14 protein-coding genes are annotated in these 13915 nt (G+C 67.9%); 7 read left to right on the top strand and 7 right to left on the bottom strand.

From position 1 onward, the window contains the following. Positions 1 to 216: 216 nt before the first annotated feature. On the top strand, positions 217 to 1524 hold the full coding sequence (locus tag AB0H93_RS17895) for an MFS transporter (protein WP_358573588.1): 1308 nt from the start codon (positions 217 to 219) through the stop codon (positions 1522 to 1524). A 137-nt stretch (positions 1525 to 1661) separates the two neighbouring features. On the opposite strand, the gene AB0H93_RS17890 is transcribed toward AB0H93_RS17895, so the two are convergent. Beyond that, positions 1662 to 2324: a thioredoxin domain-containing protein gene (locus tag AB0H93_RS17890; RefSeq protein ID WP_358573586.1), complete on the bottom strand. Its 663-nt coding sequence runs from the start codon at positions 2322 to 2324 to the stop codon at positions 1662 to 1664. Positions 2325 to 2877: 553 nt separating this feature from the next. Here AB0H93_RS17890 and AB0H93_RS17885 point away from each other — a divergent pair. After that, positions 2878 to 3249: a M23 family metallopeptidase gene (locus AB0H93_RS17885; protein ID WP_358573584.1), complete on the top strand. Its 372-nt coding sequence runs from the start codon at positions 2878 to 2880 to the stop codon at positions 3247 to 3249. Between the two features lie 13 nt (positions 3250 to 3262). Here the strand turns inward: AB0H93_RS17885 and AB0H93_RS17880 are convergent, their stop codons facing one another. Then, positions 3263 to 3904 carry an isoprenylcysteine carboxylmethyltransferase family protein gene (locus AB0H93_RS17880; protein WP_358573581.1) on the bottom strand — a complete coding sequence of 214 codons (642 nt, stop codon included), beginning with the start codon at positions 3902 to 3904 and terminating at the stop codon, positions 3263 to 3265. A 776-nt stretch (positions 3905 to 4680) separates the two neighbouring features. Here AB0H93_RS17880 and AB0H93_RS17875 point away from each other — a divergent pair. Continuing rightward, positions 4681 to 5184, top strand: coding sequence for a hypothetical protein (locus AB0H93_RS17875; protein ID WP_358573579.1), 504 nt, complete (start codon positions 4681 to 4683; stop codon positions 5182 to 5184). Positions 5185 to 5466: 282 nt separating this feature from the next. On the opposite strand, the gene AB0H93_RS17870 is transcribed toward AB0H93_RS17875, so the two are convergent. Further along, complete coding sequence (locus AB0H93_RS17870) at positions 5467 to 5988, bottom strand: DinB family protein (RefSeq protein ID WP_358573577.1); 522 nt, start codon at positions 5986 to 5988, stop codon at positions 5467 to 5469. Here AB0H93_RS17870 and AB0H93_RS17865 point away from each other — a divergent pair. Then, positions 5897 to 6136, top strand: a complete 240-nt coding sequence (locus tag AB0H93_RS17865) for a hypothetical protein (protein ID WP_358574004.1) — start codon at positions 5897 to 5899, stop codon at positions 6134 to 6136. The two genes, AB0H93_RS17870 and AB0H93_RS17865, sit on opposite strands and share 92 nt — an antisense overlap. A 9-nt stretch (positions 6137 to 6145) precedes the next feature. Beyond that, positions 6146 to 6583: a hypothetical protein gene (locus AB0H93_RS17860; RefSeq protein WP_358573574.1), complete on the top strand. Its 438-nt coding sequence runs from the start codon at positions 6146 to 6148 to the stop codon at positions 6581 to 6583. A gap of 93 nt (positions 6584 to 6676) precedes the next feature. On the opposite strand, the gene AB0H93_RS17855 is transcribed toward AB0H93_RS17860, so the two are convergent. Continuing rightward, entirely contained in the window at positions 6677 to 7282 is a 606-nt protein-coding gene (locus tag AB0H93_RS17855) for a class I SAM-dependent methyltransferase (protein WP_358573572.1), read from the bottom strand. A gap of 263 nt (positions 7283 to 7545) precedes the next feature. Here AB0H93_RS17855 and AB0H93_RS17850 point away from each other — a divergent pair, with 263 nt between their 5' ends. Together AB0H93_RS17850 and AB0H93_RS17845 are read left to right on the top strand one after the other, a co-directional pair. Beyond that, positions 7546 to 7947 carry a GntR family transcriptional regulator gene (locus tag AB0H93_RS17850; RefSeq protein ID WP_358573570.1) on the top strand — a complete coding sequence of 134 codons (402 nt, stop codon included), beginning with the start codon at positions 7546 to 7548 and terminating at the stop codon, positions 7945 to 7947. Continuing rightward, positions 7944 to 8789 (top strand): ABC transporter ATP-binding protein, encoded by an 846-nt coding sequence (locus AB0H93_RS17845; protein ID WP_358573567.1) that lies wholly within the window; start codon positions 7944 to 7946, stop codon positions 8787 to 8789. Before AB0H93_RS17850 ends, AB0H93_RS17845 begins: the two co-directional genes overlap by 4 nt. A gap of 202 nt (positions 8790 to 8991) precedes the next feature. Here the strand turns inward: AB0H93_RS17845 and AB0H93_RS17840 are convergent, their stop codons facing one another. The 3 genes from AB0H93_RS17840 to AB0H93_RS17830 all read right to left on the bottom strand — a co-directional run bounded on the left by AB0H93_RS17840 (position 8992) and on the right by AB0H93_RS17830 (position 13789). After that, a complete protein-coding gene (locus AB0H93_RS17840) occupies positions 8992 to 10281 on the bottom strand; it encodes a sulfite exporter TauE/SafE family protein (RefSeq protein WP_358573564.1) in 1290 nt (429 codons plus the stop codon). 83 nt (positions 10282 to 10364) lie between these two features. Continuing rightward, positions 10365 to 13499 carry a PQQ-binding-like beta-propeller repeat protein gene (locus AB0H93_RS17835; protein WP_358573562.1) on the bottom strand — a complete coding sequence of 1045 codons (3135 nt, stop codon included), beginning with the start codon at positions 13497 to 13499 and terminating at the stop codon, positions 10365 to 10367. Then, positions 13442 to 13789 carry a hypothetical protein gene (locus AB0H93_RS17830; RefSeq protein WP_358573560.1) on the bottom strand — a complete coding sequence of 116 codons (348 nt, stop codon included), beginning with the start codon at positions 13787 to 13789 and terminating at the stop codon, positions 13442 to 13444. Before AB0H93_RS17830 ends, AB0H93_RS17835 begins: the two co-directional genes overlap by 58 nt. Positions 13790 to 13915 lie beyond the last annotated feature (126 nt).

Raw genomic sequence — 13915 nt, 5'->3', positions numbered from 1 at the left:
CGCAGAAGAAGTCCATTGTGGAGCAGGTCTCGTTCGTGCCGACCTGCCAGGGGCTTTGCGGGTGCAGGGGTGGAAGGCCAGGCCGCATCGACGCGCAGCTGGGCGTGTTGGTCATCTCGGCTCCCCGGTCCCATCCAGCGTCCGGAACTACCGTCACCTGTTCCATTTCCGCGTGACAGCTGCGTTCGAGCGCGGCTCTGTTGAAGGGACATCCGCATGTCGATGAGGAAGTTGCGCGAGGCTCGCACAACGGCTGCCGGGGCCTCAACCGCCACCCGGCCGGCGATGGCATGGGTCATCACCGGCATGCTCGTCGGGTTGATGATCATCAACTGGGCTGACAAGACGTTGTTCGCCATAGCTGCGCAGCCATTGCGGGAGGAACTCGGACTAACGCCGGCTCAAATCGGCTTCATCGGTAGCGCGTTCTTCTTCCTGTTCGGCATCACCGGGCTCGTCGTAGCCTTTATCGCTGACCGAATGAAGGCGAAGTGGGTGTTGCTGACGCTCGCCTTGCTGTGGTCGGTCACGCAGGTTCCGGTTCTGGTGTCCGCAACCGCAACGGCGCTGCTGGTCAGCCGCATCGCCCTGGGGGCGGCGGAGGGGCCGGCCGGAGCTATGACATCGGTGGCCGCTTTTCAGTGGTTTCCCAAGGAGAAGAGAGCCCTGCCCGCCGCGTGGCTCGCGTCCGGCGCATCGATCGCGAAGATCGCGGTCGCTCCAGTCCTGGCACTGATCGTTGCGGCCTACGGGTGGCGGGCGGCGTTCATGGCCATGGCGCTGGTCGGCGTCGTGTGGTGCGCGGCTTGGCTCCTGATCAGCAGAGAAGAAGGACCATACGCGGCATCGAACGTCGAATCCGCGGACGGCGAGGCCGACGGTCGTCGCGTGCCGTTCCGGCGAATCGCGCTCACCCCGACCTTCCTGGGGGGTACGGTCGGTCTGTTCACGTTGTACGCGGTGGTGGCCGTCGTGCTCACCTGGCTGCCGTCGTATTTCGAGGTAGCACTGGGATTCAGCCGAGTTCAATCCGGATTCATGTTCGGACTGCCGAGCATCGCAGGAATTGTGATCCTCATCCTGGTCAGCTGGTACACCGATCGTCGCTTGGCTCGAGGATCCAAATCGAGGGTCATGCGGGGGTTCGTGGCTGCGGGAGCGCTGGTGGTCGGCGGGATCTTCTTCGCTGTCACGCCGTACGTCGACAATCGGATGCTGGCTGTGGCTGCGGTCGTCCTCGGTTATGGTGTCGTGTCGGTCTCCTACCCGCTGATGGCGGCTGCGATATCGCAGCTGGCGCCGGTGCGGCAGCAAGCGAGCACTCTTGGTGTTTTCAACGCCCTGTTCACGACCGGAGGGTTGGTGGGACCTGCTCTGACCGGAATGCTCGTCGGGGCGGCCAACACGCCTGCCGCCGGGTACGCACTGGCCTTCCAGGTCTTCGGGTTCAGCGCGATGGTCGGCGGCCTGATCATCGCGCTGACGGTGCATCCCGAGCGGGACAGTGCCAAGCTCGCAGAGTAGATCTGTCGTGCCGGCGTCGGCTCCAGCGACTTCGGCCGCCGGCGCACAGGTGGTGGCCACGTCCCGGGACGGCCATCTTCCCCATCCTTGTTGGACGAAGAGGATGGCCGTCCAGGGGGGATCCCTGGTGAAGTCCTTTACTCCGCCAGCTCGGCATCGATGGCGTTCGTGAGTTCCTGGTAGGAGTTCGGGGTGAACTGCTCGCCGTTGAGGAAGAAGGTCGGCGTGCCTTCCACTCCGGCGGCGAGCCCGTCGAGTTGGTCCTTCCGGACGCGTTCGGCTGTGGCCGGATTGTTCAGGTCGGCGCGGAACCGGTCCATGTCCAGGCCGATGTTGCGCGCGTAGTCCAAGAAGAGTTCTTCCTGGGACTCCTGCTTCTCGCCCCACAGCCGTTGGTTCTCGAAGAGGGCCTGGTACATCGGCTCGAACTCGCCTTGGACGGCGGCGGACTCAGCGGCGCGGGCCGCGAGCTCGGCGTTGCGGTGGCTGGGGACCGGGAAGTATCGGACGACGTAGTTGATTCGCCCCCCGTAGTCCTGTCGAAGCTGCTCCAGCGCCGGGTATGCCGCACCGCACGCCTCGCACTCGAAGTCGAGGAATTCGACCAGCGTGACTTTCCCGTCGGCGGACGTGGAGAGGTGATGGCTGTCCGGGTGGACCAGCACTTCCGCGGGCACCGCGCCGGCGACCGGCGGTGAGGATTCCGCAGGGGGAGTGGGCCGGTTCACGACCAGCAACGTGAAGATCACCACGGCGGCCACCCCGATGACAACGAGGGTCAGCTGGAGGTTCCTGCTCATTACCTACCTTTCGGCGGTCGGGCGTGTGCCTCGATCGCGCCCCGGCGGAAGAGGTGTCCAGCCGGACGGGTGCGGGCGTGGGAGCGTTCGGGTTCCGGTCAGCTCTCATCGCGGCACTGCCTGTGGTCGTATCTAACTAAGCTGGGTAGTAGAGTAGCCCATCGAGTCCGGGATGTTCGTTATGCCCCGTTTGGCGGGTGTGGTCACGAGAAGACCGTCGGACGCCGAGGATCGACAGCGCGCTCGGAAATACTGGTTGCCTGGCCAATCGGTTGGTCGACGTTGTCCAGCCTCGCCAGTAGTCCATAGTGGAATTTTGATAGCGATGGATCATCGTACTAAGAGGCATCGTAGACATGGCCGGATCGATGTCGTAACCTTGCCGCGACCTTCTGCGGGTTGCTGTCGGTGACGGTTCGGGGGCTGTTCGAGTGAGTCGTGGTTGTCGGGCGCCGTGTGCTTCGACTGTGGGTCGCTAGGTGATGGGCGCAGGGAGGCGCCGGCCAAGACGAACTCGACGACCTGAACAAGAGCGTGCGCATGGGGGAGCAGCGTGCGGAGGCGGGCGGCCGAAGCGGCCCGGCAGCGGGAGGCGGCGGAGCGCGAGGCGCAACGCAAGCGCGTGGTGTGGCCGGTTGAAGGGCGGATCACGTCGAAGCCGGGCGCTCGCTGGGGCACCACGCAGGCCAGCGGGTTCGGGCTGTGGGTTCGGGTGCGGCACGAGGACGGCACGATCACGGTTTACGGGCATATCAACCGAGCCCTGGTGACCGAAGGGGAGTGCGTCGAAGCGGGCGATGTCATCGCCGAGGTCGGCAACCGGGGGCAGTCGACGGGCCCGCACCTGCACTTCGAGGTGTGGGACGCCGACAGCCGGAAGATGAACCCTTTGAGGTGGCTGCAGAACAACGGCGCCCGGCCGTAATGCCCGAACGCGGTCATTCGAGGTTCGATGTCACCTGCTGGGCGTTGGTGGCCTTGCCGCGGCCGATTCCGGGGAGGAATCTACCGACCCGGGCGGCATAGCCGGTGTACGCGGCTCCGTGGACGCGAGCCAGGTAAGGCTCTTCGACCGCCCGGACCTGGATCTCGATCGCGGCCACCAGGCTGATGAATCCCAGCAGCTGCAGCCAGGTCGGGGTCATCAGGCTCAGCCCGGCGAAGGCGGCGATCATCGCGGTGAAGATGGGGTTGCGCACGAGGCTGAAGGCGCCGCCGGTAACCAGAGCGGTGCGTTCGGTGTTGTCCACGCCGACCCGCCACGAGGACCCCATTCCCGTCTGGGCGGCGATGACACCGAGGAACCCGACGACCGCGACCACGAGCCCAAGCAGTTCGATGACCGGGTCGCGCAGGATCGTCAACGGATCGAGGATGCCGGCGACCGCGAGTGCTGGGGCAGCCGCGCCGAGCACGAGTGCCGCCGCGAACAGCACCGTTCCCCACCAGGTCGCGGATCCGATGCGAGCTGCGGGGCGGCGGAAGCCGCTATCCCCGGTGCGACGTACCTGCAGCCACGTGCGTATCCCGAAGGTCGCCACGAGTCCGAGCAGGTACAGGGTCAGAGCAAGGGCGGGCATGCTGCGTTCTCCGTTTCTTGCCGATCACCAATCGGCTTCCGGGCAGCCGCGGTGATCGGTCGGTTCGATCTGGATGGTCGGGTGCGGATCCCGGTAGTCCTGGCGAAGCAGGTTCTGGGCGCGGTCGAGCACGGCGTGGTGATCGCTTCCCCGGTGCACGCCAGGTGGACCGACGCCACGTCCATCTCGGACGTGAGGGTCCAGACGTGCAGGTCGCGGACGTCCTGCACGCCCGGGGTCTTGGCGAGGTCCGTTCGCGGCGCTTCCGCGTCGAGGTGAGCCGACCACCTCGACGATGAGGTAGGTGGCGGTCAGTGCCAGGGCCGATCGCAATCGTGGCAGGTGACGGGCGCCCGCCCGTGCTGCGGCAATTCCGTGCCCGTGGCCATGCCCACGGCTCATCGCCTACCTCCAGGATCGAATCACATATGCACGCATCACTATGTATTTATGAGTCTGGCGGAGGCTGGCGGAGCGGTCAACCCCGGGGCGCCCAGTCGCCTGTTGCCGCAGGTGCGTGTGGCGCCTTGCGCCTAAGGGCGGTAGTAGGTCCCGGTGGGCGAGGCGGCCACCCCTAGTTCGCGAGATATCGCGAGGATGCTCATGAAGCGTTGGAACCGGCGGGCGCGGTCGCGTACACAGGGGAGAGGTAGTTCCACGATCGCATCAGAAAGGGTTGTATGACATCTCGACGGCAAGAGCCCGACCAGAGCGGCTTGGATGAGCAGCCGGAGAACGAGGATTCGGGGAACTCTGCGTCCTCGGATGATCACCCGGTGTTCGCCGAGGCTGAGGAGGTCGAGCCACCAGCCCACGAGCAGCCGGAAGAATCTGATGCGACCCCCGCAGCGGGAAAGAGGAAGACCGGGCTGATCGTCGGCGTTGCTGCGGCGGTCGTGGTTCTGGCCGGCGGCGCCGGCGTTGGCCTCATGGTCTTCGGAGGTGGTTCGGCGCAATCGGCCGCCGAAGACTACGTGGCGCTTTCGATGAAGGAGACCAAGGACCCTCGAAGCGTCACGGCGGATGATTACCGGCCCATCGTGTGCGAGCAGGCCATGCCGCAGATCGAACAGCTGCAGCAGGTGAAGGAAGAGTTCCTCAAGACAGCGAAGCCAGAGGACCTGGAGCAGCTCAAGGCGGTTCAGGTCTCGGTGAAGAGCGTCCAGGAGAACGGGGACTCCGGCAGTGCCACCGTCGAGTCGGCTTTTCCCGGGCAGCCGCCGGAAAGCTCAGACCTGAAGCTGGTCAAGGAGAACGGCGACTGGAAGCTTTGCGTCTGAGGGGCCTGGATATCCGAGAGGCGCCTCAGGTGTAGTGGTCGTCTGCCGGTCGCATCGCGGGATGGAGCGGGGCCTGGCCTTCTTGAAGGCCGGGCCCCGCACCGCATATCGGGTGACTCAGCTGTCCTCGTGGGGTTGGCCGCTTGCCTCCCGCTCGGGTGACCGGGTGTCCTTTGTCGACGGCGCGGCGTGGCTGAGGGGCTTGCCGGTGAAGCTCATATGCGACGGAAAGGAGCGCGTGTGTTTGTTCTCCGCCTCGATGGCGTGGCATAGATCACCCCACTATGGCTGTTCTGAAACGTCGGTGGTGGGTGCGGCGGGATGCTTGATCTGCTCGCGGAGGATGTCGCCGTGGCCGGCGTGACGCGCGAAGTCCTCGATGATGAGCAGGTAGATGAACCGAAGGTTGACGTCGCCGAGGTCGGGGTGCGTTGTGGTGTCGTCGAGGTCGAAGTCGGCGGCGATCACGCGCGAGCGCTCGCTGGCGCGCTCGAATTCGGCGATCACGTCGGCCAGGGTCTCGTTGTCGTCGACGATGAAACTGGCGTCGCCCGCCGTCGTGCCGCCGTCGCATTCGCTCTTGGGCAGGCGCGCCAGGACGTGCTGGAACCAGATCCGTTCGGCGACTGCGGCGTGCTTGAGCAATCCGATCGGCGTGGTCGGCGACGCAACGAGGCGGCAGCGGGCCTCTGCTTCGGGCAGACCGCGCACCGTGTTGATCAACTCGGCCCGGTTGCGGTCGAGCGTGCTCTCGAGCAAACGGCGTTCAGCGCCGGTGGTGATTCGTGGTATCGACCATGTCATTGTCGGCTCGATTCTGTTGGTGGGGATGGATCTGCCCGTTGTACTTGTGGTTTCGGTTGTCGGCGCCCCGTTTCAGCAGGGGCCGATGACCGCGTTGCGCCGTGGGAGGCGTGTGATCGACGTTCTGGCGCCCTCGTCAGCCGCCTGACGCAGGCGGGTGATTTCCTCGTGCTGGGCGGCCAGGCGCGCGGAAGTCGGTGATTTCGTCGATCGTGCCGGTGGCCTCGGCGAGCCGCTCGCTGACTGCGCGGTTGTCGGCTTTGAGTCGCAAGATCTGCGCGTCGCGGGGGTCCGGGATGTCGCCGGTCTACTGGACCGCGCGCAGGCGTTGCTCGAATCCTACCCCAAGGTGGGCGTAGGGGCGAGCGCCGTAGAAGGCGGTGCGATCGACACCGGCTTCTACGGCAAGGGTCTTGGCATCGCAGCGCCCGCCGGATGGGATCTCGCCGCGCAAGAGTCGGTCGATGGCGGCGCGGATCCGATTCTCGTTCTGGAGACGTTGGGCGGCAGTGATTCTCACGTGCCGACCTCGTTGTCCGCCTTGGGTGTGGTGGCGGCGCCGATGTCGGCGATCACACGCGATGCGCGGTCGTAGTCGGCTTGCAGCCGGCTCTTTCGGTTCATCGGCGCGGCCGAACTACGCCCCTCCGCTTCGTTCTCCTGCGGGCGTGGTCGGCTGGTCCGGCGCTCATCGTCCGCGGAGGAGGGCCACGAGGAAGCTCGAATCGTCGGAGAACGGACGCAGGTCCCAAGTGGACAGCAGCAGGTCGGGCTCGAGTGCTGCTGCCGCCACGTCCTCGAAGAAGTCGGTGAACTCGTAGCCGCGGTCGGCGCCGAAGCCGATCGCGACCCGGCCGCCCGGCGCGAGGTGCGCACGGAGCCGTTTCAGCACAGCACCGCGCGTGGTCGGTGCGAGGAAGGTCATCACGTTCCCGGCGCAGACGATCGCGTCGAACGGTGCGGTGGTGCCCCGGGCGGGAAGGTCGAGTTCGGCCAGGTCGCCGACCATCCAGAGCGGCCCCGGGTGGTCTTGCTCGGCGGCCTCGATCAGGACCGGGTCGACGTCGATGCCGACGACGTCGTGGCCGGCTTCGGCCAACAGACCGCCGACTCGGCCGGGACCGCAGCCGGCGTCGAGGATGCGGGCGCGGCGCGGCACCAGGGCGTCCACGAGGCGGGCTTCCCCGGCGAGGTCGTCGCCGGCGCGAGCCATGGAACGGAAGCGTTCGACGTACCAGGTGGAGTGCCCGGGGTCGGCGGTGACCTTCTGCATCCAGATGCTCTGCTCAACCATGCCTGCATTCTTCCGGAACCCAGTGGGTGCCCAGCGATCGCCGACCGGATGATCACTTCCCGCGCGACGCCCTACTCGGGTGGTGCCGCGCTACCCGCCCTCCACCTCGGCGGCCCAGGGCCTGCGGCTCGCCGAGTTCGCCGTGTTCGGCGTCGTCGCGGTGCTTCTGCCGGCGGGAACAGCGTGGACGTTGCGGCGACAGCATCGAGCCGGCTCTCCCTGGTCACGCGCTCGGGGAAGCCGCGGCGTTTATGCTGAGCCGTATGATCGAGTTCCGGATCGACCGTCGTTCCGGGGTCACCACCTACGTCCAGATCATCCAGCAGGTCAAACAGGCCATGCGGCTGGGCCTGCTCGGGCCCGGTGATCGGCTGCCCACTGCGCGTGAGGTGGTGGAGGCGACGGCGGTCAATCCGAACACGGTGCTCAAGGCGTACCGCGAACTCGAGCGCGAATCGCTGGTCGAGGCCCGGCGAGGGGTCGGCACCTTCGTGACGCGTTCGCTGGCGAGCGACCAAACCTCCGCCGAGGCCCCGCTGCGGCGCGAACTGGCAGACTGGATGAGCCGCGCCAAGAGCGGCGGCCTCGTGATCGACGAGGTCGACGCGCTGTACGCGGCCGTCCGAGACGAGCACTTTCACCCTGGAGGACCCCACGCATCATGATCGCGCTGAGCACCATTGGACTGTCCAAGAACTACGGCGGTCGCCGGGCGCTCCAGGAATGCGCGGTCGATTTGCCCGAGGGCAAGGTGGTCGGGCTGGTCGGCTCGAACCGCGCGGGCAAGAGCACGCTCCTCGCGCTGGCCGCCGGGCTGGTGCGGCCCTCGGCCGGGACGGTCCGGGTGTTCGGGGACGAGGTGCGCGGCCGTTCGCACCCGGAGGCGGCGTATATGCCGCAGCATCGCCCGCTGTACAAGGACTTCACCGTCAGGGAGATGCTCCGGGCGGTCGGCGCCATGAACCAGCGGTGGTCGCGCGACCGCGTGGAGGAAGCGCTGGCGGCCACCGAACTGGACCGCGACGCCCGCGTCGGCTCGTTGTCCCAGGGAACGCGCACGCAGCTCGCGCTCGCGCTCAGCCTGGGACGGCTGCCGAAGCTGCTGCTGCTCGACGAGCCGCTGGCGGACCTCGACGTGCTGGCCCGCGAGGACGTCCTCCGGCTGGTGATGACGGACGTCGCCGATCGCGGGATGACGGTCGTGCTGTCTTCGCATCTGCTGGCGGACCTGCGGGGCGTCTGCGATCACCTCTTGCTGCTGCACGAGGGGCGCGTACTGCTGGACGGCGACATCGAAGGGCTCCTCGATGAGCACAGCGACATCGTCGGCCCCGTCGACGACGGAACCTCGATCACCGGCACGGTGATCCGCACGAGCCGGGCCGGGCGGCAGCAGCGCATGCTGGTCCGGGCCCCTGGCTCGCTCGCGCCGGGCTGGGAGGCGCAGCCGCCCGATCTCGAAGGGCTCGTGACGAACTACCTCCGCGCCAGTCGCGAAACCGCCTGACACCGTTCCGAAGCTCCGTCGTCCCGAGATACCGGGTCGGCGGAGTTCTTTGTGCTCTCAGGCCGAATCGGCGGACATTCGGCGTCGGTTTTGTCGCTCCGCAGCGTGTTGGTCCTACATCAGGAGGGACACAGCTGATCCATGGGACGGGGAGCGCTGACCGGCTCGTGACCGCGCTCGCGGTCGGTTCATCGCCGAAGTGCTAGGGGACCAGGACGCGTCCTGCGGCGAGCACGGAAGCCAGACCACCACCGAGCACTACGGCCGAGGCGGCGACGATGGGCGCCCGCCGGGTCCAAGCGCGTAGCGTCGGCGAGTCGGCGGCGCGGGTCAGCAGTTCGTCGCGACCCCGGAGCACGACGAGCCCGGCAGCGGTCAGGGTCAACGCCATGCCGAGTCCGAACGCGGCGACCATCAGCACCGCAGTGCCGACCCTGCCGGTGAGCAGTCCGCTGAGCAGGACGAGGAACGCCGATGGCGAGGGGAGCAGGCCTCCGGAGGTGCCGAGCAGCACGATGCCGCGCCAAGTGAGCAGGGATTCGCCGGGGAGCGGATGGGAGTGGCCGTGGCCGTGTCCATGTCCATGTCCATGCGGGTGGCCACGGTCGCTCAGGTGGTGCCGGAGCAATCCCACCCCGACGCCCACCACGACGAGGGCCGCGATCAGCTGCAGCCAGCCCGTCAGCGCCGTGATGTCCGGGGCGTTCTCGCTGGCGAGCCACCATCCGACAGCGAGCGTGGCGACGGACGCTGTGTGCATCGAGGCGACGATGATGCCCAGCCATACTGCATCCCGCGCCCGTCCCCGGCCGCCCACGAGAAAGCCCGCGGCGAGCGTTTTCCCATGTCCTGGAGCGCATGCGTGAAAAGCTCCCGCTGCGGCTGAGACGAGGAGCGCCAAGGGCAGTACGACGTGGTGTTCCAGCAGTCCGGAAAGGTCCGTGGTCCAGATCTTGAACGGCTCCCGCGGTCCTGCTGCCGCGCTCGTGTCGCTGCCGCCGCGCGGGCCGAGCGCGAGTGCGCGGGTCGGTTCACCGGCGGTGTGCAGGCCTCCGCCGCCCGACTCGGTGACGGAGATCGTGCGGTACTCCGGGGCGACGTCGTTCAGCACCGTGATCGTCAAGTCGACCGCGGCCACCGGATTCTGGCAGCGGTAGCGGAGGCGGGCGCCGTCCTGGGCGAGGCGCGTGGTGTCCGCGTGGTCCAGCGGGCAGGGCCGGCCGTCCTGGCTCGGCTGGATGTGCGAGCCCAGGTACTGCGCCTCGGACGTGTTGGCCGCGTCCGCCGTTTCGCGGAGTACGGCCAAGTCGTCGTTCGCGGCTGACCAGATGACATCGACCGCGTTGCCGTCGGCGGCGATCCTGGCGACCGGAGGGGTGCCAAAGGGGTGGGCGTCCGCCGAACCGGCGAGGCCGAGCAGCGCCCATGATGCGAACGCGCCGGCCAGCAGGAGGCGAACCGCCTTGGAACAGGCGAGGTCGAGGAAGTGCACGGCAGTATTCCGATCAGGAGTGCCCTGCGGGCTGCTCCACTGCGAGCAGCCCGCAGGGCGGGAGTGGTGTACCGGTTGACCTGTCAGCTGCCGTGACCGCTACCAGCCGGGTGCCGGGCCGCCAGGGCGTGGATCGTGCCGTCGTCGGTGAGGGCGAACACCCAGTCGCCGCTGATGGACAACGCCGAAGCCACGCCGCCGCCGAGGTTGTACTCGGTCAGCTGCTTGCCGGTGGCGCGGTCCAGGACGACCAGGCGTCCGTCCCAGGTGCCCGCGTACAGCAGGTTCTCGGTGACCACGGCGTGCATGGCAGGAGAACCGGGCCCCTCGGTGCACCCCTTCGCCACCCGCCATTCGTCGTCCAGGGGGCTTTCCCCAGGCAGATAGCCGACTGGGGTCTCCCACAGCGGCTTGCCGGGTTCGGCCGCGCTGGTGTCGTAGGCGCGGATGACACCGTCACGGCTCGCGATGTAGGCGATGTCGCCCCAGACGGCGGGACTGGTCAGCGGAGCGGGGCCGGGTTCGCAGGTGCTGGCGCCGCCCACCGGGGACTGCCACAGGACCGCACCGGTCTTGAGATCGTGCCCGCGGGCACCGCTCGCGGTCATCGTCACCAGCTTCGGGTCTCCTCCGGCCGGATCGGTGAGGGCGGGGGAGGAGTGGCTGTCGATGCCGCCCTGGGTGTTCTGGACCCAGAGCTGGCTGCAGCTGGCGAGGTCCATGGCGACCAGCGTGCTGCTGGAGTCGGTGTGCAGGTAGGCGGTGTTGGAGCCGGGCTGGCGGACGGCAGTGCTGTGGAACTGGCCCCAGCTGGTCGCTCCGTTGAAGCCGCCCAGCAGGTCACCGCTGCGAGCGTCGCGGCACTGGATCTTGTTCCAGTTCTGGTAGACAGCGACGGTGCGGTTCTCGCCCTGCAGGTCGAAAACGCTGACCGGGCCGCCGGCGCGGCCGTAGCGGCGCACGGTGTCGCCGTGCCGCTCCTCGTTCTCGATCGTCTGCCAGACGACGTGGCCGTCCTTGGTGTCGAGGGCGTAGATCCGGCCGACGGCGGTGGTCAGGTAGACCTTGCCGTCGTGCAGGGTGGGCGCCGACTCGGCGTCGCCGTCCAGGTAGGTGCGCCAGATTTCGCGGCCGGAGGTGAGGTCGTAGGCGAGCATCATGCTGTGCGGGGAGTCGAACGCCCGTGAGGAGACGATCACCTTGCCGTCGGCGATCACCGATCCGTCGAGGTTGAACTGCTCACCGGTGTTGGCGGCCCAGCGCAGGTCGAGCTCGGCGCCCGGATCGTCCGCGCTCGCGGAGCGCCCCGCCTCGTCGCGCCCCTGACGGGTCCAGTCCTGGCCGCTCTTCGGCTTCGCCGGCTCGTCTTCCGGCACCACCGTGAACGTGTTCTTGATGGTGGGCCAGGCCTGGCCCTTGGTGTCCACTGCGGTCATCTCCGCCGTGTACGTTCCCGGCCGCAGATCGTCGAGGTGGTCGCTGACCCGGGTCCAGGAGATCCGAGCGTCCGGACAAGGCTCCGGGGTGCCACCGGGCGGCGTGTAGCAGTTCTGGATGCCTGTCCGCTTGTTGTCAAGGCCGAACTTCAGCCCGCTTTGCCGCCGCACCGTTCTGCCGCGGTCATCGCGGATGGTGAGGGTTGCCGCGGCCGGAGTGCGGCCGTTGTCCTCGGCGTAGAGCTCGACCCGGATCTTCCCGCCGGCGGCGTGGACGCTGCCCTGGGCGGGACTGACGAGCGCGGCATCATCATTGATGTCGAACTGGCGGTGCGTCCCCATGACGTAGCCGATGTCTTCGTTGCGAGGGGTGCGCGGGTCGTCGGTGATGGACTCGAAGTCGAGGATCTTGTAGTCCGGGCGGGCGCCGTCGATGCCGTAGGTGCCCTGGTTGTTGACCTCGACCGAGCGGTCGAAGGCTCCACGGCGGTACTCAGCTTGCTGGTTGTGACCGGCGGCGAACATCCGCACGTCGTACTTGGCGAGTTCGTCGATGGTCGGCTGCATGCCCGCGCCTGGTCCCCACACCGTGAACAGCGACCGGTGAGCGAAGACGAGCACCTGCTTGCCGGCCGCGTGGCGCTTGAGGTCTTCTCGCAGCCAATCCAGCTGCGGTTTCAGGCCGCTGGAGTCGTAGTTGTCCTCCAGGACGACGATGTGGCGGCCGTTGCGGTCGAAGCTGTACCACTCGGGGCCCATGTTCCGGCGGTAGTACTCCAGGCTGCCGCCGTAGCCCTGGGAGGTTGCGGTGCCGCCGACGTCGTGGTTGCCGATCGTCGGGTAGAAGGGCATGCCGAGCTTTCCGTCGGTGAGGCCCTTCCGCAGGATGTCGTAGCCACCCTGGCGACGTGGCTCCGCGGCGTAGTCGGTGACCGTCAGGTCGCCGGTCGCGATGGCCATCGTCGCACCGTCGACCTCGGACATCGCCTCGACCTGACCGGTCCACTGCGGCAGCGTCGAGCGCGCCGCCTCGTCCCTGGTGTTGGAGACCTCGATGTCGGAGTCCATCACCCATTTCTCGGTGGGGTTGGCGGCGTTCTCGTCCGGCACGAGGGCGAAGTCGATGCCGGTGTGCGGGCCGGCACCGTCGGGCACCTCGTGGAAGAACTGCGGGACGTAGTCCTCGCGCAGCGCTGGGGTGAAGCCGTTGGGGGAAACGATGCTGACGAGATCGGTCTCCCGTCGGGTCGGGTCCATCCACAGGGTGTACGAGCCGTCGGCGCCGGTGGTCGTCCAGACGGCACCGTCGGTGACATCGACGCCGGACATGGGGGCCTCGCCCGGGTCCCGCGCAGCATTTCGGTTGACATCCTCGAAGACCGTGCCCTGCACCGGCACCGGATCGGCGGTCACCGCCGTGTCAGCGGCGAACGATGTGCCGGCAGCGGCCGGCACCAGCGCCGCCGACACGGCGGCACCGGCCGCCACCAGCCGCTTGCGGCGTCGAATCGGGCCGCGCGCCAGCGGCTGCTCGGGCTGCGAGCGGCGGCGGAGCACCCAGCGGATGACCTGCAGCGCGACGACGGCGAGGGCGATGCCAAGCGCCGCGGTGAGCCACGGGAAGGCGAGGCTTGAAGGTGGGGGATGGGCGCCCGACGCATCGACGACCGGGGTTTCCGCGGTCGCATCGACCGTGTTGCCGTCGAACTCGACGACGGCCTGGGTCAGTCCCCCTCCTGAAGCATCGAGGTCAGGTCGAGCTCGTCGACATGACAGCCCCACGCCAGTTCGACCACCACACCACCGGGAACTCCGCCGCCGTCGCCCGCAACACCGGAGCCGGTGGCCGGGCAGGAGGAGGACAGCAGGCGCGCTGCCCAAGCCCCCGCGTTCTCGGGCGACACCACGTCGCGATGGACGATCAGCCGCCCGCTGGTGACGTCGTCCTTGGTGGCGACGACGAGTTCGGCGTGCTGCGGCGACACATGCGCATGTGCGGGCTGCGCACCGAAGCCCAGTGCGAAGAGCAGCAGCACAAGACCGGTCCCGGCTGCTGCACGGATTGGTTTCATGTGCAGGAAGGGTGCAGGTCCAATGAGTCCGGTAGCGGAACAACCGGCGAAACTTCTCCCTCACGACAACCAACTTGTACCGGGAGCGACTCGCGCGAACGAGAGCTCTCCCGAGGAGGTGAACGC

It is taken from the genome of Saccharopolyspora sp. NPDC050642 (assembly GCF_040654735.1).
Lineage (GTDB): Bacteria > Actinomycetota > Actinomycetes > Mycobacteriales > Pseudonocardiaceae > Saccharopolyspora > Saccharopolyspora elongata.
The sequence above is the reverse complement of the archived record's forward strand: the minus strand, read 5'-3'. Positions and strand labels throughout refer to the sequence as shown.